This is a genomic window from Sinisalibacter lacisalsi, assembly GCF_014640115.1.
GTDB classification, from domain to species: Bacteria; Pseudomonadota; Alphaproteobacteria; order Rhodobacterales; family Rhodobacteraceae; genus Sinisalibacter; species Sinisalibacter lacisalsi.
Genome location: NZ_BMGI01000003.1, coordinates 176,717 through 202,295 on the forward strand (window position 1 = coordinate 176,717; position 25,579 = coordinate 202,295).

The 25,579-nt window shown below is 68.3% G+C and carries 21 protein-coding genes; 8 read left to right on the forward strand and 13 right to left on the reverse strand.

Features of this window, described 5'->3' with window-relative positions; all coding sequences use genetic code 11:
• Positions 1-47 precede the first annotated feature (47 nt).
• From recQ to yaaA, 3 genes are read left to right on the forward strand one after another with little or no spacing between them, the layout of a single operon-like run.
• Positions 48-2,093, forward strand: coding sequence for a DNA helicase RecQ (recQ, locus tag IEW01_RS10290; RefSeq protein ID WP_188527545.1), 2,046 nt, complete (start codon positions 48-50; stop codon positions 2,091-2,093).
• 50 nt (positions 2,094-2,143) lie between these two features.
• Positions 2,144-2,953 carry a hypothetical protein gene (locus IEW01_RS10295; protein WP_188527546.1) on the forward strand — a complete coding sequence of 270 codons (810 nt, stop codon included), beginning with the start codon at positions 2,144-2,146 and terminating at the stop codon, positions 2,951-2,953.
• An 8-nt stretch (positions 2,954-2,961) separates the two neighbouring features.
• A complete protein-coding gene (yaaA, locus tag IEW01_RS10300) occupies positions 2,962-3,720 on the forward strand; it encodes a peroxide stress protein YaaA (protein ID WP_188527547.1) in 759 nt (252 codons plus the stop codon).
• 9 nt (positions 3,721-3,729) lie between these two features.
• Here the strand turns inward: yaaA and IEW01_RS10305 are convergent, their stop codons facing one another.
• Complete coding sequence (locus tag IEW01_RS10305; RefSeq protein WP_229738198.1) at positions 3,730-6,033, reverse strand: response regulator; 2,304 nt, start codon at positions 6,031-6,033, stop codon at positions 3,730-3,732.
• A 152-nt stretch (positions 6,034-6,185) separates the two neighbouring features.
• Here IEW01_RS10305 and IEW01_RS10310 point away from each other — a divergent pair, with 152 nt between their 5' ends.
• Together IEW01_RS10310 and pbpC are read left to right on the forward strand one after the other, a co-directional pair.
• The gene (locus IEW01_RS10310; protein ID WP_188527548.1) at positions 6,186-11,618 is read left to right on the forward strand and encodes an alpha-2-macroglobulin family protein; all 5,433 of its coding nucleotides are present in this window, start codon (positions 6,186-6,188) and stop codon (positions 11,616-11,618) included.
• Positions 11,619-11,817: 199 nt separating this feature from the next.
• Positions 11,818-13,857, forward strand: a complete 2,040-nt coding sequence (gene pbpC, locus IEW01_RS10315) for a penicillin-binding protein 1C (protein ID WP_188527549.1) — start codon at positions 11,818-11,820, stop codon at positions 13,855-13,857.
• Here the strand turns inward: pbpC and IEW01_RS10320 are convergent.
• Together IEW01_RS10320 and IEW01_RS10325 are read right to left on the reverse strand one after the other, a co-directional pair.
• On the reverse strand, positions 13,854-14,423 hold the full coding sequence (locus tag IEW01_RS10320; RefSeq protein WP_188527550.1) for a DUF4453 domain-containing protein: 570 nt from the start codon (positions 14,421-14,423) through the stop codon (positions 13,854-13,856). The two genes, pbpC and IEW01_RS10320, sit on opposite strands and share 4 nt — an antisense overlap.
• 160 nt (positions 14,424-14,583) lie before the next feature.
• Positions 14,584-15,330, reverse strand: a complete 747-nt coding sequence (locus tag IEW01_RS10325; protein ID WP_188527551.1) for a DUF1013 domain-containing protein — start codon at positions 15,328-15,330, stop codon at positions 14,584-14,586.
• 127 nt (positions 15,331-15,457) lie between these two features.
• Between IEW01_RS10325 and IEW01_RS10330 the strand changes: the two genes are divergently transcribed.
• Entirely contained in the window at positions 15,458-16,084 is a 627-nt protein-coding gene (locus tag IEW01_RS10330; RefSeq protein ID WP_188527552.1) for a ribonuclease T2 family protein, read from the forward strand.
• Between the two features lie 109 nt (positions 16,085-16,193).
• On the opposite strand, the gene IEW01_RS10335 is transcribed toward IEW01_RS10330, so the two are convergent.
• The 5 genes from IEW01_RS10335 to IEW01_RS10355 are packed head-to-tail and all read right to left on the reverse strand — an operon-like array spanning position 16,194 to position 19,475.
• Positions 16,194-16,361 (reverse strand): hypothetical protein, encoded by a 168-nt coding sequence (locus tag IEW01_RS10335; RefSeq protein ID WP_188527553.1) that lies wholly within the window; start codon positions 16,359-16,361, stop codon positions 16,194-16,196.
• Positions 16,362-16,421: 60 nt separating this feature from the next.
• Positions 16,422-16,808: an MAPEG family protein gene (locus IEW01_RS10340; protein ID WP_188527554.1), complete on the reverse strand. Its 387-nt coding sequence runs from the start codon at positions 16,806-16,808 to the stop codon at positions 16,422-16,424.
• 16 nt (positions 16,809-16,824) lie between these two features.
• Entirely contained in the window at positions 16,825-17,799 is a 975-nt protein-coding gene (locus IEW01_RS10345) for a quinone oxidoreductase family protein (protein ID WP_188527555.1), read from the reverse strand.
• Positions 17,800-17,811: 12 nt separating this feature from the next.
• Positions 17,812-18,792 carry an NAD(P)H-quinone oxidoreductase gene (locus IEW01_RS10350; protein WP_188527955.1) on the reverse strand — a complete coding sequence of 327 codons (981 nt, stop codon included), beginning with the start codon at positions 18,790-18,792 and terminating at the stop codon, positions 17,812-17,814.
• A gap of 2 nt (positions 18,793-18,794) precedes the next feature.
• Entirely contained in the window at positions 18,795-19,475 is a 681-nt protein-coding gene (locus IEW01_RS10355) for a COQ9 family protein (RefSeq protein WP_188527556.1), read from the reverse strand.
• A gap of 166 nt (positions 19,476-19,641) precedes the next feature.
• Here IEW01_RS10355 and rpsU point away from each other — a divergent pair, with 166 nt between their 5' ends.
• A complete protein-coding gene (gene rpsU, locus IEW01_RS10360; RefSeq protein ID WP_188527557.1) occupies positions 19,642-19,848 on the forward strand; it encodes a 30S ribosomal protein S21 in 207 nt (68 codons plus the stop codon).
• 91 nt (positions 19,849-19,939) lie between these two features.
• Here rpsU and IEW01_RS10365 read toward each other — a convergent pair whose 3' ends face one another.
• On the reverse strand, positions 19,940-20,482 hold the full coding sequence (locus tag IEW01_RS10365; RefSeq protein ID WP_188527558.1) for an NADPH-dependent FMN reductase: 543 nt from the start codon (positions 20,480-20,482) through the stop codon (positions 19,940-19,942).
• A 68-nt stretch (positions 20,483-20,550) separates the two neighbouring features.
• Here IEW01_RS10365 and IEW01_RS10370 point away from each other — a divergent pair, with 68 nt between their 5' ends.
• Positions 20,551-22,188 carry a thiamine pyrophosphate-dependent enzyme gene (locus tag IEW01_RS10370; protein WP_188527559.1) on the forward strand — a complete coding sequence of 546 codons (1,638 nt, stop codon included), beginning with the start codon at positions 20,551-20,553 and terminating at the stop codon, positions 22,186-22,188.
• Positions 22,189-22,450: 262 nt separating this feature from the next.
• Here IEW01_RS10370 and cobO read toward each other — a convergent pair whose 3' ends face one another.
• The 4 genes from cobO to IEW01_RS10390 all read right to left on the reverse strand — a co-directional run bounded on the left by cobO (position 22,451) and on the right by IEW01_RS10390 (position 25,467).
• Positions 22,451-23,071: a cob(I)yrinic acid a,c-diamide adenosyltransferase gene (cobO, locus tag IEW01_RS10375; protein ID WP_188527560.1), complete on the reverse strand. Its 621-nt coding sequence runs from the start codon at positions 23,069-23,071 to the stop codon at positions 22,451-22,453.
• 8 nt (positions 23,072-23,079) lie between these two features.
• Positions 23,080-23,796, reverse strand: coding sequence for an LrgB family protein (locus tag IEW01_RS10380; protein WP_188527561.1), 717 nt, complete (start codon positions 23,794-23,796; stop codon positions 23,080-23,082).
• On the reverse strand, positions 23,793-24,143 hold the full coding sequence (locus IEW01_RS10385; RefSeq protein WP_188527562.1) for a CidA/LrgA family protein: 351 nt from the start codon (positions 24,141-24,143) through the stop codon (positions 23,793-23,795). Before IEW01_RS10385 ends, IEW01_RS10380 begins: the two co-directional genes overlap by 4 nt.
• Positions 24,144-24,258: 115 nt before the next feature.
• Entirely contained in the window at positions 24,259-25,467 is a 1,209-nt protein-coding gene (locus IEW01_RS10390) for a TsoY family (seleno)protein (RefSeq protein ID WP_188527563.1), read from the reverse strand.
• Between the last annotated feature and the right edge of the window lie 112 nt (positions 25,468-25,579).

Consider the following 25,579-nt stretch of genomic DNA (forward strand, 5'->3'; position numbering starts at 1 on the left):
GCGGGCGGCGTGGGATTGTGCTGGCCAATCACCGAGCAGCCTGCCCCATGCCCCGCGATCTTGATCTTCTGAAATCGGTTTTCGGATTCGATGCCTTCCGCCCCGGACAGGCGGAGATCGTGGTCGCCGTGACAGCGGGCGAAAACACGCTGGCGATCATGCCCACCGGCGGTGGCAAGTCGCTCTGTTTCCAGTTGCCCGCCTTGCTGCGCGATGGCGTGACGGTGGTGATCTCGCCGCTCATCGCCCTGATGCGTGACCAGGTGCGGGCGCTGAAAGCCGCTGGCGTCGAGGCCGGCGCGCTGACCTCGGGCAATACCGACGATGAAACCGACGCGGTGTTCGCCGCGATCTCCGAAGGCCGGCTGAAGCTGCTCTACATGGCGCCCGAGCGGCTTGCGTCGGGCGGCACGCTGAACCTCCTGCGCCGCGCCGGCGTTTCGCTGATCGCGGTGGACGAGGCCCATTGCGTGAGCCAGTGGGGGCATGATTTCCGGCCCGACTACCTGCGTATCGGGGATCTGCGCCGCGCGCTCGACGTGCCGCTCGCCGCCTTCACCGCCACGGCGGATGCCGAAACCCGCACCGAGATCGTCGCCAAGCTGTTCGACGGCGCGCCGCCCCGCGCCTTCCTGCACGGGTTCGACCGGCCCAACATTCACCTCGCCTTCGCCGCGAAAGACAGCCCGCGCGCCCAGATACTCGCCTTCGCCGCCGCCCGGCGCGGCCAGCCCGGCATCGTCTATACCGCGACGCGGGCCAAGACCGAGTCTCTGTCGCAGGCGTTGCGCGAGGAGGGGCACGCGGCAGTGGCCTATCATGGCGGCATGGAGGCCGAGGCACGCCGCGAGGTCGAGCGCCGGTTTCAGCAGGAGGACGGGCTGATCGTGGTGGCGACGGTGGCCTTCGGCATGGGGGTCGACAAGCCCGATATCCGTTGGGTGGCGCAAGCCGATCTGCCGAAGTCGATCGAGGCCTATTACCAGGAAATCGGGCGCGCCGGGCGCGATGGCGCGCCGGCCGAAACGCTCACCCTGTTCGGCCCCGACGATATCCGCCTGCGCCGCGCCCAGATCGACGAGGGGCTTGCCCCAGCAGAGCGCCGCGCCGCCGACCATGCCCGGCTCAACGCGCTGCTGGGCCTTGCCGAAACCCCTGCCTGCCGCCGCCAGGCGCTGCTCGCCTACTTCGGCGAGTCCGCCGAGCCCTGTGGCAACTGCGACACCTGCGACACGCCGCCGGAGACCTTCGACGGCACCGTGCCGGTGATGAAGGCGCTCTCGGCGGCGCTGCGCACCGAGGAATGGTTTGGCGCGGGCCACCTGATCGACATTCTCACCGGCGTTGAGACCGACAAGACCCGCGCGCGCGGCCACATGAACCTGCCCACCTGGGCCGTCGGGCAGGATATGTCGCGGCGCGAGTGGCAGGCGGTGTTTCGCCAGATGATGGGGCTTGACCTGGTTCGGCCAGACCCGGCGCGCCACGGTGCGCTGCGGGTGACCGAGAAGGCCCACCCGGTGCTGCGCGGCGAGGGGAAGGTGACGCTGCGGCGTGACGCGATCCGGCAGGCGCGCAAGAGCCGTCCGGCGGTGCGGGCGCTGGTCTCGGACGAGGACGCGCCTCTGCTGTCGGCGCTGAAGGCCAAGCGGCGGGCGCTCGCCGAGGCCGCCCGCGTGCCGGCCTACGTCGTGTTCACCGACAAGACGCTGATCGAGATGGCCGAAACCCGGCCGACCACGCTCGACCAGATGGCGGGGATCTCGGGGGTGGGCGCGAAGAAGCTGGAAACCTACGGCCGCGCCTTCCTCGAGGTGATCGCGGGCGAAGCGCCCGAGATGCACCCGAACCGCCGCCGGCTGGCGGGGCGCGACGCGGGTGCGCTCTATGATCGCCTCGAGGCGGTGGCGCGCACGCTTGCGCGGGGCGAGGATGGCACCGAAAAGCCGCTCAGCCTCAGCCCGGCGAGCTTGCGCCAGATCGCCGAGCGCCGCCCGGCCTCGCGCGACACGCTCGCGCGTATCGCCGGCATGTCGGAGCCGAAGCTCGACCGTTTTGGCGCGGCCTTGCTCGAAATCATCGCCGATGCTTGAGCCGACCGGCCCGCGCGCCTACCTTGGCTGGACTCCAGACCGAGGCCCCCATGCTGCGTAATCTCGCCCTTGCCCTGACGCTGCTGTTCCCCGCCCTGCCCGGCATGGCGCAGGCGGCCGACTGTCCGGCGGACGCGAGCCAACGCATTTTCGATCTCAGCCAGAAGGCGCGCGACGGCGCGCTGTCCCCCGCCGAGGCGGCACAGGTCGCCACCGAGATCACCCGGGCTTGCGGGCGGGAGCGGGCGCTGCTGGGGCAGATCCTTGAAATGTTCACCATCACCGGCCTTGTGCGTGAAGCCCCGGATCCCGAGCGGTTCGGGGCGCACCTGAACGCCTTCCGCACCATCAACGCGATCAACCGCGCGGGCGGCGGCGGGTTCGACCCGATCGGGCTGAACGGCCCGGATGGCGGCGAGATCCAGTGGAGCGTGATCGACGAACGCAACGCCTATTGGGACCTGATGTTCGCCATGGCGGCGGATTACCTCGTGTTCGGCGTTCACGCCGATATCTACACGCCCGGAAAGATCGAACAGATCGGCTGTGGGCTCTACCCGGCCGAGGAGGCTTCGGCGCTTGCCACCCATGCCGTCGACAACGTCGATGGGGGCGAGCTTCTGGCGCGGGTCTCGTTCCTCGCCCGCGCCTGCGACACACCCGAGGGCGACACCAGCGGTTACGCCGCGCTCTACTTCGCCGAGCACAAGCGCGCGCGGGCCGCCGATCCGGGCTATCTCGGCCTCACCCGGGGTGATATTCGCTCCGGGTTGCGCGCCTTTCTCGAAAAACATCTCGACGGCGCGCCCGGGAGCGATCTCTTCACCGCCGGCGAGGTGACCGACCTCATGAACTTCTGAAGGACAAAATGCTGATCGTCGTTTCCCCCGCCAAGCGCCTGAACGAAACTGCCCCCCGAGCCGAGAACGGCACCTCGCCGCGTTTTCTCGACGAGGCGGCAAGGCTCGCCGAAACGGCGCGTGGCCTTGACGCGGGCGCGCTCGAAAATCTGATGCATATCTCGCCCAAGCTCGCCGCGCTCAACGTGGATCGGTTCGCGGCGTTCGGGTCGGGCCTCGGCGAGAAACAGGCGATCGAGATTTTCGCCGGCGACACCTACAGCGGGCTCGAAGCAGCCTCGCTGGACCCGGAAGAGATCGACTATGCCCAGCGGCACTTCCGCATCCTTTCGGGGCTTTACGGCCTCTTGCGCCCGCGCGACGTGATCCAGCCGCACCGGCTGGAAATGGGCTCGCGCCTCGCCAACCCGCGCGGGCGGAACCTCTACGAATTCTGGGGCGACCGGATCGCGGAACAGCTCAACGCCGATGCCGAGGCGGCGGGCACCGAAATTCTCGTCAACTGCGCCTCGGTGGAGTATTTCACCGCCGCCGACCGGCCGGCATTGCGGTTGCGGGTGATCACCCCGGTGTTCATGGAAGAGCATCCCGATGGGCCGCGCATCAACTCCTTCTTCGCCAAGAAGGCGCGCGGCGCGATGGCGCGCTTCATCATCCAGAACCGGCTCAAAGACCCGCAGGCGCTCAAGGCGTTCGACACCGGCGGCTATCGGTATCGCCCGGAGATGAGCGAGGGCGACCGGATGGTGTTTCTCAACGCTGGCTGAGCGCCGCGCTCAGGCGTCGCAATCATCGGCCACGGGCGGGCGTGCGTTCGCGGGGCACGCGGCGGTGATCTCGGCGAGGATTTCCCTCTTTTTCAGTGGCTTTGAAAGATGTTCGTCGAGGCCGTGCGAGAGGATCTCCTCGGCGTCGCCGGACATCGCATGGGCGGTGAGCGCGACGATGCGCACCGGGGGCAGGCCGCGTTCCGCCTCGATGGCGCGGATGCGACGGGTGGCTTCCTTTCCGTCCATCCCGGGCATCGAGATATCCATGAAGATCAGATCGGGGCGATCCGCCTCGAAGGCGGCGACAGCATCGGCACCATTGGCTGCGAAGCTGAGGTCGACGTCGCAGGCTTGAACCAGCTTCGAGAACACCAGCTGGTTCGTCTGGTTGTCTTCGGCGGCGAGAATGCGCATGGCGCGGACGGCCTTGGGCGTGGCGTCGTCAGCTGTGCCGGTGGAGGCGGGTTCCGGCGCGCGGGCCGGGGCGGGTGCAAGGCGCGACGAGCCGAATACAGGCGACGGCTCGGGCGGCGCGGCCCGGCGGGAGCCGAACACCGGCGCCTCCTCGGGCGGTTGAACCTCGGTGGCCGGGCGCGGCGCCGGGGCCTCAAGCCCGGCGAGCGCGGTGGTGAGTTCGGCCCGGGCGATGGGCTTGGCAAGGATCGCGGATACCCCGCTTTCCTGCGCGCGGCCCTCCCCTGGTGCGGCCGCGAGGATCAACGGCGCGTTGATCCCATCGCTGTGCAGCACCGCGATGAATGCCGCCGCGCTCATGTCGGGCAGCCGTTGATCGGCGATGATCACGTCGGCGGCCGCCGCGCGGCCGTCGCGCGCTTCGGCCGCGGACAAGGCGCAGGTCACGCCGAGGCCAAGGGCGGCGAGGCGCTTTTCGAGGATCGCGCGGTGCAGATCGTCCTGCATCACCAGGAGCACGCGCGAGATCCAGCCCGGCGGCTGCGGCAGGTCTTCGCTTTCCACGACGGAGAGGTGCAGTTGCACGCCAAAAGCCGAGCCAACGTCTTCCTCGCTCTCGACCCAGACCTTGCCGCCCATCAGCTCCACCAGCTGCCGGGTGATCGTGAGCCCCAGCCCGGTGCCTTCGAAGGCCCGGTTGCGCTCGTCTTCCACCTGGTTGAACTTGCCGAAGACGTGGTCGAGCATGTGGGCCGGGATGCCGATCCCGGTGTCTTCCACCACGATGTGGATGCGCGAGGTCTGGCGGGTGCCCTCGGGCACCCCGACGACGCGCACCAGCACGTGGCCCCGCGCGGTGAATTTGACCGCGTTGCCGACGAGGTTGGTCAGCACCTGCCGGATGCGCACCGGGTCGCCCTCGAACCGGGTGGGCAGGAACATGTCGTAGTCGAGCATGATCTTCAGCCCCTTCTCGCGGATCGACGGCTCCATGAGCTGGATCACGTCGAGAATCGTGCGTTCGAGATCGAACGGCTCGGGCCGCAGGGTGAGCTTTTCGGCCTCGATCTTGGAATAGTCGAGCACGTCGTTGATGATCGAAAGCAGGGCGGTGCCGGAGGATCGGATGGTGTCGACGTAAGCGCGCTGATCGTCGTCGAGCCCGCTTTCGGCGAGCAGGTCGGCCATGCCGACGACGCCATTCATCGGCGTACGGATCTCGTGGCTCATGTTGGCGAGGAAGGCCGACTTGGCACGGTTGGCGGCCTCGGCGCGCTTGCGGGCGTCTTCCAGTGCCGCCTCGCGCCGCATCGCTTCGGTGATGTTGAGGCCGAGGCAGACGGTATCGCCCCCCGGTGCGCGCTGGTCGACGAGGCGAATCCAGGTGCCGTCCCACAGCCGGATCACGCGCGGTTCGGGGGCGGGGGAGAACCAGCGCGCCAGCATTTCCTCGCGCCACTGGCCGGCGCTCATGCCTTCGGTGTCGACGACACCCTCGGCAAGCGCGGCTTCGACGATTTCCTGGTAATGCGCGCCGGGGCGGATGCATTCGAGCCCGTCGAAGGGCTGAAGATAGGCCGAGTTGGCGATGACCATGCGGCTGTCGGCGTCGAACACGGCAAATCCGTCCTCGATCGACTGGATCGAGTTCCACAAGCGGCGCTTGGCGATATCGACCTCGGTGTTGGCGCGGGCAAGATCCTTTCGGACCTTGGTGTTCTCGCCGCGCACCACCTCCACCTGCTCGCGGGTTTCCACCAGGTTTTCGGTCAACGAGATGGCATGGCGCGAGAGCATTCGGTTGGCCTCGTGCAGTTCCGCTTCCTTCTGCGCCAGCAGCCGTTCCGCCGCCAGCCGCGCGCGGCGCTCCTCGGTAAACAGGTCTTCCGCCTTCATCGCCCTCTCCATCCGTCCCGGGCCTCGTGCCCATGGGCAAAGCTTCGCCAAACAAGGTGAACAGGGGTTTAACGGGCGCCGAAGTTCCGCCGCGAAAGTTGCGCGATGCGCCGCGAAGTGCCAGCATGGCGCAACGCGCGAGGGAGGACCCGATGCGACTCATTCTGATTTTCTTTGCATTTTTCTTCAGTCTTACCCAGATCGCCCTTGCCGAGGGGCCGGTGCCGGAAAAGCGGGTGATCCTGCACCGTGACACCGATTTTCCCGGCGGCGATATCCAGTCGATCTTCGACACCACCCTGGAGGCCTGCGAATCGGCCTGCCTGACGCGCGAAGATTGCCGGGCGTTCACCTACAATTCCCGCTCGCAGGCCTGTTTCCTGAAAGACCGCTTTGGGACGAGCGAAAGTTATTCCGGTGCGTTCTCGGGCGAGATCGTCGCCGCGCCGCCCGCCGTGGTTGCCGGGGCCGAGGCGCGCGCCGAGCGGCTCGATTTCCTGTATGAAAGCGATATCGCGCAAGCACAGGCCCGCGCCCGCGCCCTGCCGCGCGAATTTCTCTCCGGCGGCTGGTCGGCCGAGCAGCTTCTGGGCTGGGCGCAGGAGGCCGAGGCGGATGCCAATATCGTCTCCGCGATGCGCTACACCGCCGCGGCCACCGTGATAAGCGATGCCGGGCAGGACTGGGCCGATTACGCCCGCCTTGCCAATTCCGTCGCCTTTTCCACAACCAATCAGTCGGAGCGCACCAAGCTTTACCAGACCGCGCTTGAAGCCGCGATCTCGGGTTACCTGCGCGCCGCTTCGCCGGCACAGGAGGCCAACGCGCTGACCGAGATGGCAACGGCGCTGGAAAACCTCGGGCGCGGGCGGCAGATGATCTCGGCGCTCCGGTTGGCGCAGGCGGCAAGCCCGCGCGCCGAAACCGCCGAGGCGATCGACCGTGCGGTGGGGCTCTACGGTTTCCGCGTGACCGATAGCAGCGTCGAGAGCGATGCCGCCAGCCCGCGTATCTGTGCGCAGTTCTCCGAATCGCTGGTGGAAACCGGGGTGGATTACGCGCCCTTCGTGCAATCCGATGTCTCGGGCCTCGCCGTCAGCGCGCGGGGGAGCCAGCTTTGCGTGGAGGGGGTGAGCCACGGCAACCGCTACGCCCTGACCCTGCGCGCGGGCCTGCCGGCGGCGTCCGGCGAGGAACTCGCCAAGCCGGTGCAACTGAACCTCTACGTGCGCGACCGCGCCCCCTCCGTTCGCTTCCCGGGCCGGGCCTACGTGCTGCCCGCCAGCCCCGATGCGGGCCTGCCGATCGTCGCCGTCAACGCCTCCGAGATCGAGTTGACGCTCTCGCGCCTGCCCGACCGCAACCTCGTGCGCGCCTACGCGGAAGACTGGTTCGGCCGCGCGCTCAGCACGTGGGACGTGTCGTGGTTCAACGAAACCCTTGCCGAGCCGATCTGGGAGGGCACGGCGCAGGTGGCGAGCGAGCTGAACCGCGATGTCACCACCCGTTTGCCGATTGGCGAGGCGCTGGCCGACCAGCCGCCGGGCATCTACGTGCTGCATGCCGTGGTGCCGGGTGAAACGCAGGATTCCAGCCCGCCCGCGACGCAATGGTTCGTGATCTCCGATATCGGGCTGACCACGATGATGGGCGCCGATGGGCTGCACGTTTTCGCCCGTTCGCTGGGCAGCGCCGAGCCGATCGCGGGCGCCACGGTGCAACTGGCCTCTCGCGCCAACGCTGTGCTGGGCGAGGCCGTCACCGATGCGGCGGGCTACGCGCGCTTCCCGGAGGGGATGACCTCGGGGCGGGCGGGCGCCGAACCGGCGATGCTCACGCTGACCAAGGGCGACGATATCGCCTTCCTGTCGCTCACCGGCCCGGCTTTCGACCTGTCCGACCGGGGGGTGGAGGGCCATGCCGCCGCGCCGCCGATCGACGTGTTCCTCACCACCGACCGGGGCGCCTACCGCGCCGGGGAAACGGTGCACGCCACCGCGCTCGCGCGCGATGACCGGGCCGAGGCGATCGAGGGCCTGCCACTGATCGCCGTGCTCTCGCGTCCCGACGGGGTGGAATACTCCCGGCATCTTTCCAAAGGGGCGGGCGCCGGGGGGCATGTCTTCTCCCTGCCGCTTGCCGGCAACGCGCCGCGCGGCACATGGCGGCTCGATCTCTTCGCCGACCCGGATGCGCCCGCGCTTTCCTCGACGACGCTGCTCGTCGAGGATTTCCTGCCCGAGCGGATCGACTTCGACCTCGCGCTGTCCAGCGAACGCCCGCGCCTGACCGAGCGGCCGCGCCTGAAACTCGAGGCGCGCTACCTGTTCGGCGCACCGGCGGCGGATCTCGCCATCGAGGGCGATCTTCGGCTGCGGTCGACGCGCGAAATCGCGGAATGGCCGGGCTACCGCTTTGGCCCGCATGAAGACCTTTACGGCCCGCAATGGGGCATGATCCCCGAAGCCCGCACCGATGCCTCGGGCCGGGCGGAGTTCGCCGTGGGCTTCCCCGATGCCGAGACGCGCGGCACCCCGCTCGTGGCCGAGATCAACATCCGCGTGAAGGAAGGCTCTGGCCGCCCGGTCGAGCGCAGCCTGAACGTGCCGGTGGCGCCGGCCGAGCCGCTGATCGGCATTCGTCCGGGCTTCGACGGCACCGTGCCGGAAGGCGCGGAGGCGAGCTTCGACCTGATCGCGCTCGCGCCCGACCTCGGGCTTCGCGCCATGGAGGTGAGCTGGGAGCTCAACCGCGTGGAAACCCGCTACCAGTGGTATTCGATGCACGGCAACTGGAACTGGGAGCCGACCACCACCCGCACCCGCGTGGCTTCGGGCGAGGCCATGCTCGGCGATGATCCCGTGCGCGTTTCCGCCCCGACCGACTGGGGCCGCTACGAACTGGTCGTGTCCGAGAAGGGCGGCAGTTACGTGGCGTCGAGCGTCGAGTTTTTCGCCGGTTGGTATGCGCCCGCCGACGCCACCACCACGCCCGACATGCTCGAAGTCTCGCTCGACGCGCCGGCCTATGCCCCGGGCGATACCGCCACGCTGCGCTTCGTGCCGCGGGCGGCTGGCAAGGCGCTTGTGACCGTCGTGTCGAACCGCTTGATCGACATGGTCGCCGTCGATGCGGTGGCGGGTGAGAATACCGTGCGCCTGCCGGTGACGGAGGACTGGGGCGCGGGGGCCTACGTGATGGCCACGATGATCCGCCCGCTTGACGAGACGGAGGGGCGCGAGCCAACGCGGGCGCTGGGTCTGACCCACGCCAGCGTCGATCCCGGCGCGCACCAGCTTGCCGCCGCTTTCGACGTGCCCGCCGAAGCCGCCCCGCGCGGCCCGCTCGAGGTTGTGCTGGAGGTCGATGGGGTGGCCGATGGCGAATCCGCCTGGGCGACCATCGCGGCGGTGGACGTGGGCATCCTCAACCTCACCTCCTTCGAGGCGCCCGACCCGTCCGATCACTACTTTGGCCAGCGCCGCCTCGGCATGGCGGTGCGTGACCTTTATGGCCGCCTGATCGACGGGCGGAGCGGCGCGATGGGCGCGATCCGCTCCGGCGGCGATGCGATGGCGCAGATGCGGATGCAGGCCCCGCCCCCGACCGAGGAGTTGATGGCGCAGTTTTCCGGCCCCGTCGAAGTGATCGACGGCAAGGCGGTGGCGCGCATCGATCTGCCCGAGTTCAACGGCACGGTGAAGCTGATGGCCGTGGTCTGGTCGAAAACCGGGGTTGGCAACGCACAGGCCGAGGTGCTGGTGCGCGATCCGGTTGTGCTTACTGCCTCGCTGCCGCGCTTCCTCGCACCGGGCGACGAGGCCCGGATGCTGCTGGAACTGACCCACGCCAAGGGCCCGGCGGGCGAGATGCGGCTCAGCGCCGCCTCCGATACCGTCGCCGTCGCGGGCGGTGGCTTTGCCCGCGATGTGACGCTTGGGGAGGGCGAGACCGCGCGGCTTTCGGTGCCAGTCACAGCACCCGGGGTCGGCGTTCACCAGATCGACCTCGCGCTGGAAACCCCCGACGGGGTCCGGCTGACCAAGACGCTTACGCTGCCGGTGGAACGGCTCGATCCGGAAGTGGCGCGCACCACCCGGCTCAGCCTTGCGCCGGGGCAAGGCTTCACGCTGACGCGCGACATGCTCGCGGGGCTCGATGCCGGCACCGCGCGCGCCACGATCACCGGCGGGCCGCTCGCCCGTGTCGACGCCGCCGGGCTGCTCGACAAGCTCGATGCCTATCCCTACGGCTGCACCGAGCAACAGGCCTCGCGCGCGCTGCCGCTGCTCTATATGGGAGGGATCGCCGAGGCGATGGGGCTTGCCGATCGCGAAGATCTGCCGGGCCGGGTGCGCGGTGCGATTGCCGCGGTGCTCGCGAACCAATCGTCTTCCGGCGCTTTCGGGGTCTGGCGCCCCGGCTCGGGCGATCTCTGGCTCGACGCCTATGCCTCCGACTTCCTCGCCCGCGCAAGGACGGAAGGGTACGAGGTGCCCGATTCCGGCTTCCGCGCGGCGATGGACAACCTGCGCAACCGGGTGAACTACTACCCCGACTTCGAGGATGGTGGGCAGGACCTGGCCTATGCGCTCTACGTGCTCGCGCGCGAAGGTGCGGCCTCCATGGGTGACCTGCGCTATTATGCCGATACCAGGGCGGACGAATTCGCCACGCCGCTCGCCTCGGCGCAGATCGGCGCGGCGCTCGCGGCCTATGGCGATCCGGTTCGGGCCGACCGGATGTTCGCCCGCGCCATGCGCCAGATCGAAAGCGCAAGCGACGAGGGGCAGGTCTGGCGCGCCGATTACGGCACCAACCTGCGCGACGCGGCGGCTGTTCTCGCACTCGGCACAGAGGCCGGCAGCGAGGCGATCGACCGCGAGGCGCTGCTGGGCCGGATCGTGGCCGGTGCCGGGCGGCTATCGACGCAGGAAGCGGCGTGGTCGCTGCTCGCCGCGAATGCGCTGCTAGAGGAAGCCCCCGGCGCTGGGCTGACGCTTGACGGTGCCGCGCTCAGCGGACCGCTGGTGCGCATTCTCGGGTCGGCCGATCTCGCCCGCGACCGGGTCATCGTTAACGAGGGCCTGCGCGAGACGCTGCTTACCACCACGATCATCGGTGTGCCCGATGTGGCCCCGCCGGCCGAGGGCAACGGTTATGCCATCGAGCGGCGCTATTTCACCATGGAGGGCGAGCCTGCCGATCCGGGCGAGGTGGCGCAGGGCACGCGGCTGGTCACGCTGCTCACGGTGACGCCATGGGCCTATTCCGAGGGCCGGCTGATGATCACCGATCCGTTGCCCGCGGGCTTCGAGATCGACAACCCCAACCTGCTGCGTGCGGGCGACATCAAGGCGCTCGACTGGTTGCAGGTGACCTCGGAGACGGAAACCACCGAGTTCCGGCAGGACCGTTTCCTCGCGGCGGTCGACTGGTCGTCGGACAAGCCGATCCGGCTGGCCTACGTGGTGCGCGCGGTCACCACGGGGCAGTTCCACCATCCCGCGGCGTCGATCGAGGACATGTATCGACCGGCCTACCGGGCGGTTGGTGCGGCGGGAACCGTGCGGGTGACGGAGTAGGCGCGGTGCCGGACAAGGGCTTTCCGTGGCCGGCGGCCGGGGGGCGCTGCCCCCCGGACCCTGAGCGAAGGAGCCGAGGCTCCTTCGCAAACCCGTCAGGCGATTTTGCTTGTCGAAATCGCCGAGAGGGCCGCAGGTATTTTTTTCAGGATGAAGGGGGAAGGCGGGCTTTGGTCGTCGCGCCGGTTGGCGGGGCGGCATGATGGCGCGGGTTTTCTTCGCTCTGGCCCTGGTGCTGTTCGCCGCGGGGTTCGCGCGCGACCGGTTTGACGCCTGGGTGACGGCGACGGTTCTGCCGCCGCTCGCGGTGGAGACTTCCGTGGAAGTTCTCGATCGGCACGGCGATCTGCTGCGCGCCTATACCGTGGCCGACGGGCGCTGGCGGTTGGCGGTTGATCCGGGTGCGGTCGATCCGCTGTTTTTCCGGATGCTGGTGGCCTACGAGGACAAGCGGTTTTTCAGTCACGCGGGCGTCGATCCTCTCGCGGTGCTGCGCGCGGCGTGGCAGGCGATCGGGCAGGGGCGGATCGTATCGGGCGCCTCGACGCTGACGATGCAGACCGCGCGGCTGCTGGAGGATGGGCCAACCGGCACCGGCGCGGGCAAGCTGCGGCAGATCCGCGTCGCACTGGCGCTGGAGCGGCGGCTTGGCAAGGACGAGATCCTCGCGCTCTACCTCGATCGTGCGCCCTATGGCGGCAATATCGAGGGGATTGGCGCGGCAACGCGCGCGTGGTTCGGCAAGCCGCCCGGCCGGCTTACCCCGGCGGAAGCGGCGCTCTTGGTGGCGCTGCCGCAATCGCCGGAGTTGCGCCGGCCCGACCGCCATCCGGAGGCGGCGCGCGTGGCCCGCGCCCGGGTTCTGGCCCGGGCCGAAGCCGCGGGCGTGATCGGGGCGGAGGCGGCGCGCGCCGCGCTGGGCGAGGCGCTGCCCGGGGTCAGGCGCGACATGCCGTTGCTGGCGGCGCATCTTGCCGACCGGCTGCGCCGCGAAAACCCCGGCGCGGGCCTGCACATGACCACGCTGGATGCAGGCCTCCAGGCCCGGCTCGAAACTCTCGCCGCCCAGGCGGTGCGCGATGATGGCGAGGGTGCGCTTTCGATAGCCATTCTCGTGGCTGATCACGCCAGCGGCGAGGTGCGCGCAAGCGTCGGCTCGGCCGGCTATGCCACCGATGCGCGGGCGGGGTTCGTCGACATGACCACGGCGCTGCGCTCGCCGGGCTCGACGCTCAAGCCGTTGGTCTATGCCCTCGCTTTCGATGAGGGGCTTGCCCATCCGCAAACGATGATCGACGACCGACCGATGCGGTTTGGCGGCTATGCTCCGGAGAATTTCGACGGGGCCTATCGCGGGCCGGTGACGGTGACGGAGGCGCTGCAGCTTTCGCTCAACATTCCGGTGGTGGCATTGACCGCCGAGCTGGGGCCGGCCCGGCTGATGGCGGCACTCGCGCGGGCGGGGGCGGCCCCGGTGCTGCCGGGCGCGGCGGCGCCGGGGCTGGCGGTGGCGCTGGGCGGGATCGGGATCACCCCGCGAGACCTCACCGCGCTTTACGCCGGGCTCGCGCGCGGGGGCGCGGCGGTGGCGCTGCGGGAAAGGGCGGGCGAAGCTGGCGCGGCGGCGGGCCGGATCGTCTCTCCCGAAGCGGCGTGGCAGGTGGGGCACATCCTTGCCGGGATGCCGCCGCCGCCCAATGCCGCACGCCAGCGGCTGGCCTACAAGACCGGCACCTCCTACGGTCACCGCGACACCTGGGCGGTTGGTTTCGACGGGCGGCATGTGGTCACCGTCTGGATGGGTCGGCCCGATGGCACGCCGGTGCCGGGCGCCTTCGGAGCCGACATGGCCGCGCCGGTGCTGTTCGAGGCCTTCGCGCGGGTGAAACCGGCGCTCGATCCGTTACCGCCACCGCCGCCGGGCACGCTGCTCGTCTCCACCTCCGCCCTGCCGTTGCCGCTGCGGGAATTCCGATCGCGGAACGCGGTGTTCGCGGCCGCCGACACGCCGGAACTGGCCTTCCCGCCGGATGGCGCGCTGGTGGAAACCGCGGGCGCGTCGCTCGCAGTGCGGATCGAGGGCGGGCGGCCACCGTTCACGCTTCTGGCCAACGGCACACCGGTTCTGGTGGCGACGCGGGCGCGCACACCGTCGCTGCCGCTCGGCCCGGGGCACGTGACGCTCTCGGTGATCGACGCGGAGGGGCGCGCGGCGCGGGCGCAGGTGGAGCTGCGTTAGCCCGCGGTGCCGGTGCAGAGATCGTAGTCGATCGTGCTGCGGGTAAAGCCGAGCGCGACCTGGGTCTCGTCGCGGTAGATGGTCAGGAAGGTCCAGCCTTCGGGCCAGCCGATGCCTTCGTATTCCCAGACCAGATCATCGCCGGGCATGGCGACGGAGATCACCTCCGCCGCCTCGCGCGGGCCTGCGCGCAGCGGGATCGCCTCGCCGGTCCAGCCGAGGCAGCCGGAGGCGAATTCCGAAAGCGCCACCACGGTTTCGAGCCTCAGGCGCAGCGGGATGTTGGCGATGTCGAGGCTGGTGGCGCTGGTATCCACGGCGCAGGCGAACAGGTCTTCCATGCCTTGAACATAGGTGACGAGTTCGTCGCCGCCCGGCTCGAGCGAGACCTCGGTGCCGGTGCAATCGGCGTTGTCGAAGACCGCCTTTCCGAGCGGGCTGGAGAAGCAGTAGCCGGCGCGATCGTAGAGCTGGTTGCGCGAGAACCACAGATCGTCGCAGGGGTCGAAGGCCAGTGCCGGGCCGGCAACGAGGGAAGCAAGGATGACGAGGGCGAAACGGGGCATGACGGCCTCCCATGTGGGCATGGAATCACCTTAGCACGGATCGGGGATACGGCGGGAGGCTGATGGCGGCGTTTCGCCCGGTGCGCCGGATCCGGCGCGGCGGCAAGAAAAAACCCCGGGGAGCGATCCCCGGGGGCGTCCGTACCGGATGAGACGGCGATCAGCGCTTGTCGTCGTCGTCTTCGTCTTCATCCGTATCGTCGGGCAGGTTGAACAGGCTGTCGGCGTCAACCTCGCGTTCCTTCTTGTCATCGCCCGAAAGCGTGAAGGTTTCGAGCCCTTCGATGGCGGTGGGCATCTTCGGCTCGGCTTCCATCGCGAGGCTCTGCTCGGTCGAGACCAGCTTGCGGCGCTCGTCGTCCGACATCACCTCGCCGGCGGCGGCGCGCTTGGCGGCGGCCTTCTGCACAGCGGCGTCAAGCTCGGACTGCTTGCACAGGCCAAGCGCTACCGGGTCGATCGGCTCCATCTGCTGGATGTTCCAATGCGTGCGTTCGCGGATCGACTGGATCGTGGGCTTGGTCGTGCCGACGAGCTTGGCGATCTGGGCGTCGGTCAGTTCGGGGTGGAACTTCACCAGCCAGAGGATGGCGTTGGGCCGGTCCTGCCGCTTCGAGAGCGGCGTGTAGCGCGGGCCGCGGCGCTTTTCCTCGCCGAGGGCGGCGGGGTTGAACTTGAGCTTGAGGCTGTGCAGCGGATCGGCCTCGGCCTTTTCGATCTCGTCCTGGGTGAGCTGGTTGTTGGCGACCGGGTCAAAGCCCTTCACCCCGGAAGCCACGTCGCCGTCGGCGATGCCTTGCACCTCGAGCTCGTGCAGGCCGCAGAAATCCGCGATCTGCTTGAAGCTCAGCGTGGTGTTGTCCACCAGCCAGACGGCGGTGGCCTTGGCCATGATCGGTTTGTCCATCTCGGCACTCCTTGCGCATACGATTGTCCCGCGCCCTGGGATGGGCTCCCGGCGGGCCGGGTCGGGTTACCGTTGTCGGGAAACTCGGGCGGTATATAGTGCGCGCGTGCCGGTTAGGAAAGAGAAAATGCGCCTGTTTCTTGTGGCCCTGATGCTTTGCGCCACCACCGCCCGCGCCGATGGCGAGCGTGCAGGGGCCTTCGATTACTACGTGCTGGCGCTCTCATGGTCGCCCAACTGGTGCGCGCTGGAAGGCGACGCGCGCGGCGCCGAGCAATGCGAGCAGGGGTTCGGCTGGGTGCTGCACGGGCTCTGGCCGCAATACGAGGCGGGCTGGCCGGCCTACTGCCCCACCGCCGAACCCGCGCCCTCGCGTGCGATGACGGCGGCGCAGGCCGATCTGTTCGGAGCCGGGGGCGCGGCGTGGTATCAATGGCGCAAGCATGGCGCCTGTTCCGGGCTTTCGGCGGCGGCGTATTACCGGATGGCGCGCGATGCCTGGACCCGGGTCAACCGCCCCGCGGTGCTGCGCAAGCTCGACCGGACGGTGAAACTGCCAGCAGAGGTGATCGAGGCGGCGTTTCTCGAGGCCAACCCGGACTGGTCGGCCGACATGGTGACGATCACCTGCAAGGCCGGTCACATCCAGGAGGCGCGCATCTGCCTCACCCGCGACCTCGAGCCGCGCGTTTGCGGCGCTGACGTGGTGCGCGATTGTGCGATGCGCGACGCGGTCCTGCGGCCGATTCGGTGAGCGAAAGGTTTCGCCCGCTCACGCGGGCGACTCGCGCCTCGCTGCGCTCGGCGCGAAGCTCTTTTGCCTCCGGCGGAGGTATTTTCGGACCCAAGAAGGCCTTGAAGCTTCAGCCTGCACCCGCCGCGGCGAGCGCCGCCCCGATGAAGTAGGGCCAGACGATCAGGGCGAGGACGCTCTTCCAGAACCCGAGCCCGAGCCAACCCAGCGTGAATAGCCAGCCTGCGAACCAAAGCAGGCCGAACTCGTTTTGTACGCGGATGATCTTTTCAGCCATGGCGCACCTCCTTTCGCGGAGGACTATGGGCGCAGATTGCCTTTCGCGCCATGCGCGGGATCAAACGACACCGACGATCATCATCACCAGGCCTGCGTGCCCCACCGCCCAGACCGCCGAGCGCAGCAGCACGATGCCGGAGCCGTAGGCCGGCACGTAGGCGAGGCGGGCGGCGAAGAACACGGCGGCGCCGGTGAGCGCCCAGCCCCCGGTGATGCCCTTGACCTCGGCGAGCAGCGCCAGCGCGATGAATATCGGCAGCGCCTCGAACATGTTGCGCAAGGCCCGTTCCATGCGCCCGGCCATGACCGTGGGCGCGGGGCGCTCGTCGCGCGGGCCGCGCAGGAAGCGCAGTTGTTCGGGGGCGCCGCTCGCCGCGCGCGCCATCGAGGGCAGCAGCGTTTGCAGGAAGAACAGCGCGAGCACGGCAAGGATCCAGCCGGTCATGGTCATCGGGTATGCCTCAGGGGATCAGGACGGTGGAGCCGGTGGTCTTGCGGGCTTCGAGCAATTGGTGCGCCTCGGCGACGGCGTCGAGCGGGAATCGCTGGTCGACATGGATCTTCACCGCGCCGGAGATAACCTTTTCGAACAGGTGGTTGGCCATGGACATGCAGGTTTCATGCTCGGCGATATGGGTGAACAGCGTCGGCCGGGTGATCTTCAGGCTGCCGCGCGAGGCCAGTTCGGCGAGGCTGAAGGGCGGCACCGGGCCGGAGGCGTTGCCGAAGGAAATCATCATGCCCAGCGGCTTGAGGCAATCAAGCGAGCCGGTGAAGGTATCGGCGCCGACCGCATCCATCACCACGTCGACGCCCTTGCCGTCGGTCAGCTCGCGCACCCGTTCGACGAAGTTCTCCGTGCGATAGTTGATGCAATGGGCGGCGCCGTTGGCGCGGGCCTCGTGGCACTTCTCATCAGAGCCGGCGGTGCCGATCAGGGTAATCCCTTCCGATTTCGCCCATTGGCAGGCGATCAGCCCCACCCCGCCGGCGGCGGCGTGGAACAGCACGGTATCGCCCGCCTTGAGGGGCGTGGTGCGGTGGAAGAGGTATTCCACCGTCATGCCTTGCAGCATCATCGCCGCGGCCTGGGAAAAGCTGATATCGTCGGGAAGCGGCACCACGTGGGCGGCCGGCATCACCCGGGCCTCGGCATAGGCGCCCGGCGGCATGGCGGCGTAGGCGGCGCGGGTTCCGGGCGCAAGGTGGGTGACGCCTTCACCGACCGCCTCGATCACGCCTGCGGCCTCCATCCCGAGGGCATGCGGCAGCGTGAGCGGATAGAGCCCGGTGCGCTGGTAGACGTCGATGAAGTTGAGCCCCACCCGCTCGTGGCGGATGCGCACTTCGCCGGGGCCGGGTTCGCCCACGGGCATGTCGACGATCTTCAGCTGTTCGGGGCCGCCGAACTCTTCGATGATGACGGTTTTTGCCATGGTTTCCTCTGGTCAGATGTTCAGGACGATCTTGCCGATGTGGCCCGCGCTTTCGATCCGTTCGTGGGCGCGGGCGGCGTCTTCGAGGGCGAAGGCGCTGTCCATCACCGGGCCCACGCGGCCCGCCTCGATCAGCGGCCACACCTTTTCGCGCAGTTCCGCGGCGATGCGGGCCTTGGCGGCGTCGGATTGCGGGCGCAGGGTGGAGCCGGTGATGGTGAGGCGGCGAACCATCACCTGCGCGAAGTTGATCTCGGCCTTGGGGCCCGAGAGGAAGGCGATGTGCACCATGCGGCCGTCGTCGGCCAGCGCGCTGATGTTGCGCGCGATGTAGTCGCCACCGACCATGTCGAGGATCAGGTCGGCGCCGCCGGCCGCGCGCAGAACCTCGACGAAATCCTCATTGCGGTAGTTGATCGCTACCTCCGCGCCGAGATCGCGGCAGACCGCGCATTTCTCGTCGGAGCCGGCGGTGGTGAACACCCGCGCGCCGAAGATGCTGGCAAGCTGGATCGCCGTGGTGCCGATGCCCGAAGAGCCGCCATGCACCAGGAAGCGCTCGCCCGCCTGCAAGCCCCCGCGCATGAAGACGTTCGACCAGACGGTGAAGAAGGTTTCGGGCAGGCAGGCGGCTTCGGCGAGCGTGAGACCTGCGGGAACGGGCAGGGCATGGGCGGCCGGGGTGGTGACGTATTCGGCGTAGCCGCCGCCGGGCAGGAGCGCGGTGACGCGGTCGCCGATCCGCCATTGCGACACCCCGGCACCGAGGGCCACCACTTCGCCCGCACCTTCCAGCCCGGGCAGATCGGAGGCACCGGGCGGCGGCGCGTAGCTGCCCGCGCGTTGCAGCGCGTCGGGGCGGTTGACCCCGGCATGGGCAAGCCGGATGAGGATTTCACCGGCGCGCGGGCTCGGCACCGGGCGCGTGCAGGGGGTGAGCACCTCCGGACCGCCGGGCGCGGAGATTTCGACGGCGCGCATCGTGTCGGGCAGGGTCATTCGTCGGTTCCCGTTTTCCAATGCCCAGGGTAGCCCTCGCGCGGCGTGCCGGGCGCGCGGACATGATCGAACACCCGGCCCGGCCCTTTCATGAAGGTTTCGAACAGCGGGTTCTTCTTGACCTGCGCCTTGACCTTCTCGAACTGCATGACGTTTTCGATCCGCCGGTCGAGGAAAGCCCAGGTTTCCGCGTTGCCGGGGCTTTCGTCGCCCAGCCAGTAGAGCGCGGTGGCGGAGTAGACCGCCGAGAGCGAGGCGCGCTTGGTATACCAGTTGATATCGCGCGAGGTGTCGCCGAGCGCGGTCCAGATGTGATCGGCGGTTTCCCACAGGGCGCGAGACCCGTCGCCGGCGTGCTGGGGCAGGGCGAACAGGCTGAACCCCCGGCGCACCAGTTCCTTGTCGACCACCTCGAGGCGAATCCGGACCGCAAGCGCGATGCGGTCGCGAAACCGCATGGTGGAGAGGTCCTGGTTTGCGAGCGCCTCGATCATCTGGGCGTCGCCGCGCCGGTGATAGGCGAGCGCGAGATCGACGGCGCCGCGCGGCAGGAGCGCCTGCGCCTCTTCGGCGCCCATGCCGATATCGGCCCGCGCCGCCTCGATCGCCGCCGCGCTCCAGCCGTCGAACAGCGCGTGGTTCAGGGCCGCGTCGAGCAGTTCGTCTTTCGCAGTCATCCGATGCTCCCTTGGGCTTTCGCCCCTGCATAAACCCCGTTGGTGGACAATTCCAGCAACGATGCAAGCCATTGCGCCGGGAACTGGACAAAGCGCCGAGCCTTTGCTATACGGCGCGCTCCTGCAATTTCATGCAACTCAAACCTAGAAAGGTGGTGAAAACCACATGCAGGTGACCGTTCGCGACAACAACGTCGATCAGGCGCTCCGTGCCCTGAAGAAAAAGCTGCAGCGTGAGGGCGTCTTCCGCGAGATGAAGCTTCGGCAACATTTCGAGAAACCCTCCGTCAAGAAAGCGCGCGAAAAGGCCGAAGCCGTCCGTCGGGCGCGCAAGCTGGCCCGCAAGAAAGCACAGCGCGAAGGCCTTCTCTGAGGCGTTGACGCACGAACACGGCGCAGCCTTCCGGGGCTGTTGCCACGACGACCCCCGCGGCTCTGCCCCGGGGGTTTGTTGTTTGTGGGGGTCAGCCTTCCAGCTCGCCGCGCAGCTTTTTCATCAGCATCCCGAGAAACTTCTGCGCGCCCTCATCCTTGAGTTCGCCGGTCTCGTCGAAGGCCTCGCGGCAATTGGCGATGAAGACCTCGGGGCCGTAAACCAGCTTCGCCCGGAACGGCATCATGCACAGGATGAGCGAGTGCATCGCCCGCTCGCCGCCCGCGCGCCCGTCGGCGGCGGCCATCAGCACCACGGGCTTGTCTTTCCACGGCATGCCCTTGACCCGGCTGACCCAGTCGAGCGCGTTCTTGAGCACGCCGGAGAGGTTCTTGTTGTATTCCGGGGTCGAGATCACGATCGCGTCCGCCGCCTTGATCTGGTCGGCGAGGTCGGAAACCTCGGCGGGGATGCCTTCGGCTTCCTCGAGATCGGCATCGTAAAGCGGCAGCCGCAGGTTGGCCTCGGTATACTCGGACTCGCCGAAAAGCCGCACGGCTTCGCGCAGGAGCTTGCGGTTGCAGGCGTCTTGCCGGAGTGAGCCCGAAATGCCAAGCAGGGTGAACGTGGACATGATGCCTCCATAGTCGTTGGCCCGAATGTATGGGGCAGGGCGCGGGGTGCAAGGCGAAAGGGCAAAAGATGCGTCACGGTGGCAAGATCCTCGCGGATGCGCTGGCGATCCAGGGTGTGAAACGGGTGTTTTCGGTGCCGGGCGAGAGCTTTCTCGCCGCGCTCGACGGGCTGTTCGACAGCGGGATCGAGAACATCGTCTGCCGCCACGAAGGCGGGGCGGCGATGATGGCGGAGGCCCACGGCAAACTCACCAATACGCCGGGGGTGCTGTTCGTCACCCGCGGGCCGGGGGCGACGAACGCCTCCTCCGGCATTCACGTCGCGATGCACGATTCGACGCCGATGGTGGTGTTTGTCGGCCAGATCGACCGCGCCCACCGCGATCGTGCGGCGTTCCAGGAGGTCGATTACCGCCAGATGTTCGGCGGGCTGGCCAAGTGGGTGGCGCAGGTGGATGACACCGCCCGCCTGCCTGAATACATCAGCCGCGCCTTCCACGCCGCGATGTCGGGTAGGCCCGGCCCGGTGGTTCTGGCGCTGCCCGAGGATGTGCTCTCGGCGGAGGCGGACGTGGCGGATCTGGCGGCCGTGGCGCCTCCGGCCTCGAGCATGGCGCCGGCCGCAGCCGAGGCGGTGATGGAACGGCTTGCGGCGGCGAAAAAGCCGCTCGTGGTGGTCGGCGGGCCGCTCTGGACGACAGCGGCGAGCGCCGATCTGGCCCGCTTTGCCGAGGCGCAGGGCCTGCCCGTCGCTCTCTCGTTCCGACGCCAGGACTACCTCGACAACCGGAACCCGCATTACGTCGGCGATCTCAGCGTCGGCATGCGGCCCGATCTCAAGGCGGCTTTGCAGGAGGCTGACCTCCTGCTCCTGCTCGGCACCCGGTTCGGCGATGTGGCCTCCGGCGGCTACGCGGTCGATCCTGCCCGCCCGGGCAAAACCATCGTGCACGTGCACCCGGACCCCGACGAGCTGGGCCGGGTATTCCGCCCCGATCTCGCCATCGCCGCCACCGCCCCCGCGATGCTCGCGGCGCTTGCCGCGCAAAACGGCGGAGGCCGCGCCGACCGGGCCGCTTGGCGCGACAGCTTGCGCGCAGGCTACGAGGCCTGGCTGCAGCCGGTCGAGACGCCCGGCGCGGTGAAGCTCGAGAACGTGGTCAAGGCTCTGCCGGGGCTTTTGCCGGAGGGGACGGTGATCGCCAATGGCGCCGGCAACTACAACATGTGGCTGCATCGCTACCACCAGTTCACCACGCCCAAGACCTATCTCGGCGCCACCTCTGGCAGTATGGGCTACGGCTTTCCCGCCGCCATCGCCGCCAGCCTCGAGACCGGCGGCCTCGCCGTGGCCTGGGAGGGCGACGGCTGCTTCCAGATGACGCTGAACGAGATGTCGACGGCGGTGCAGCATGGCGCGAAGGTGATCGTGATCGTGGCCAACAATGGCCGCTACGGCACGATCCGGATGCACCAGGAGCGCGCCTATCCCGGCCGCGTTTCGGGCACCGACCTCGCCAACCCCGATTTCGCCGCCCTCGCCCGGGCCTACGGCGGGCGTGGCGAGATCGTGGAGCGCGATGAGGATTTCGCCCCGGCCTTCGAGCGCGCGGTATCCTCGGGCGGGCTCGCGGTGATCGAGCTGCGCCTCGATCCGGAGGCGCTCACCACGACGCAGACCTTGAGCGAAGTGCGGGGCGGGTGAAAAGGAACCCCGCCCGAGTGCCGGTGCGGGGCGGCCTGAGCCTTTCAGCTTCACGTTCATCGGCGTCCCCGCCTGTGCCGCCAAACCAGGCTGCGTCACCAAGGTTGCAGCAGGGTTAACACCGGCGAGCCGGGCAGGTTTTCTTGCCTTTGGCGAGGAACTTTTCACAAGTATCCCACGGGGGTGTCTCGCCAAGAGCGTGCCTTTGGCGAAACGGATATGACGCCCCCGGCGGGTCGGGCCGTGGAAGCGGCTCGAGGCCCTAGAACTCCACCCCCGCCTGCGCCTTCACCCCGGCGCGGAACGGGTGCTTGATAAGCTCCATTTCCGTCACCAGGTCGGCGACCTCGATCAGCTCGTCCTTGGCGTTGCGCCCGGTGAGGATAACGTGGGTCATCTCGGGTTTCTCGGTTTTCAGAAACTGCACCACCTCGGCCACGTCGAGATAATCGTAGCGCAGCGCGATGTTGATCTCGTCGAGCAGAACCATGCGGATCTCGGGGTTTCGGATCAGCTCTTTCGACTTTTCCCAGGCGGCCTGGGCCATTTCGATATCCCGGGTCTTGTCCTGGGTTTCCCAGGTGAAGCCTTCTCCCATGGTGTGGAACTGGCACAGGTCGGAAAACCGGGTTTCGATCAATTCGCGTTCGCCGGTCGTCATGCCGCCCTTGATGAACTGCACCACGGCCGAGGGCATGCCGTGGGCGATGGCGCGGAAGATCATCCCGAAGGCGGCGGAGGACTTGCCCTTGCCCTTGCCGGTGTGAACGATGATCAGGCCCTTCTCCTCGGTCTTGGTGGCCATGATCTTGTCGCGCGCGGCCTTCTTCTTGGCCATTTTCTGGGCGTGGCGTTCGGGGTCGTTGCGGGTTTCGTCTGTCATGTCGGCCTCTAGATGAAGAACTGGATGATGATCGGGGCGATCAGCGCGGTGAGCAGGGCGTTGAGCCCCATGCCGATCCCCGAGAATGCGCCGGCGGTTTCGCTTTCCATGAAGGCGCGGGCGGTGCCGATGCCGTGGGCGGCCGTGCCGGTGGCGAAGCCGCGCGCACGGGGGTCACGTATGCGTAGCAGATCGAGCACCGGCCCGGCAATCACCGCGCCGGTTATGCCGGTGAGAATCACCAGCACGGCGGTGAGCGTGGGAGAGCCGCCGATGGTTTCGGCCACGCCGAGCGCCACCGGCGCGGTGGCCGATTTGGGTGCCAGCGCGGCGAGGGTTTTGCCGTCGATCCCCATCGCGCCGGCAATCGCGAGGGCGGCGACGATGGCGGTGACTGATCCGGCGAGGAGCGCGGCCAGCATCGGCAGGAATGCGGCGCGGATGCGGGCGCGGTTGGCGTAGAGCGGCACCGCGAGCGCCACGGTGGCGGGCCCGAGCATGAAGTGGACGAATTGCGCGCCCTCGAAATAGGTCTCGTAGCTCGTGCCGGTGATCATCAGGAGCCCGGCGAGGAGCACGACGGCGATCAGCACCGGGTTGACGATCGACGCCCGCCCGGCGGCGCGCGAAAGCCCGTCGCCGACGGCGTAGGCCACCAGCGTGGCGGCGAGCCAGAGCAGCGGGCCTTCGGCGAGATAGGACCAGATCTCGGAAAAATCCCTCATGCCCGCCCCCCGACAAGCCTGGCCACGGCCACGAACACCACCGCCCCCACGGCGATGGCAAGCATGGTCGAAATGAGGATGGCGGCGGCGATCGGGGCGCCGTCGGTGCCGAGCCGGCCGAGGTGACCCACTACGCCAACGCCCGCGGGCACGAAGAGCAGCGAGAGATGCCCGAGCAAGCCCTGGGCGGTGGCCTCGGTTCGGGCATGGAGCCAGGGCAGGGCGAGAAAGGCAACCAGCATCGCCGCCATGCCGAGCACCGGGCCGGGCAGGGGCAGACCGGTGAGGCGCGCGGCGATCTCGCCCGCGAGTTGGAAGGCGAGGAGCAGGGCAACGGCGTGGATCATCGGGGCCTCCGGTCAGCCCGGGGATGGTAGCGGCGCGGCGTGCGAGCGCAAGCCCGGCCGAACGCAAACAGGGCGGCCCGGGGCCGCCCTGTTCGGTTGTCATCTTGCGCGGGGATCACTCCGCGGGCACGGCCTCGGCCGCTTGCGTCCGGGCGAAGTGCTGCTTGTTCAGTCGCAGGACGAGCCAGACCATGGCAAGCTGGAAGCCGATCGCCACCGCGGTTTCGACCCAGTAGATCACGCCGAACTTGTCGATGATGCCGGCGTCGACGAGGCCCTTGTTCACGAAGAACTGGATCATCACCGAGAGCGCGACGCCGGGGCAGACGAGCGCGTAGGAGCCCGGCGAGGTTTTCGAGCCGAAGACGAAATCCTTGAAGTAGCCCTGACGCAGCAGCACGGTCACGCCGAGCAGCAGGAACAGGAACTGGATCGACAGCACACGCGAGAGGAAGACCATGGTCTCGCCGGCGTTCGTTTCGACGTCGAAGGTGACGTGCAGGCCGTGGCTCTGGCGCAGCATCATGATGCCGAGGATCGTCATGATCGGGATGATGATCATCAGCGTCGGCGCGGCTTCCTTCGCGGTGCCGTAGTGCAGCATCGAGTTGAACGCGGTGAACAGCGCGAGCAGGCCGTAGACGAGCGCAGCCGTGCCGAAGAAGGTCGACGTCATGACCCCGGCGGATACCACGAACTGGTTGGTCGACATCGCGGCGGGAGCGGCGAGGCCGACGGCGACCATCGAGAGGGCGAAGGACGGCAGGAGTTGTGCGAAGGAGTTGTGCGCGGTCACGTCGAACACGCCACCCTTGGTGAGCACGCGGCCAAGGAAATCACCGATGATCGACAGGGCGAAAAGGCCGATGGCGAGGAAGGCGGCGAGCGCGAACGGGAACAGGTATTCGACGATGTTCCAGAGGCCGGGCACGAAAACGAGACCGGCGATGAACAGGCCGTTCACCGACATCGCCAGCGCGAGCGGGTAGGCCAGGAGCGTGGTTTCCGCGTTCGAGTTGCGCACCTTCTGGTAGGCGTCCGTCTGTTTCCACGCGTTGTAGGCGCCGATGTTCCAGAACAGTTTCTGGAGGTTCATCACCACCATGACGGCGATGCCGATGACGGCGACGGCAATGGCGGCCTTTAGGCCGAGCGTGCCGGTCGCCCAGGCGGCGGTGATGTCTTCAAAGATCGGCACCGGGCGGCCGGGATGCGGCACCCAGAACATCAGGTACATGAAGAAGGTGACGGCGAGGCCGCCGGCGCCCACCGAGGCGAGGAAGTAGAGCGGAGAATATTTGTCCGCTGCGCGGGTGAGTTGCATGTGACAGCTCCATTGATTTTGATATTCAGGATTTGGAATGTAACTAACATAGCTGCCTGATTGCGTAAGTGCGGCACGCGGCCGCAGGGAATTAACCCTTTATTAACCGTGC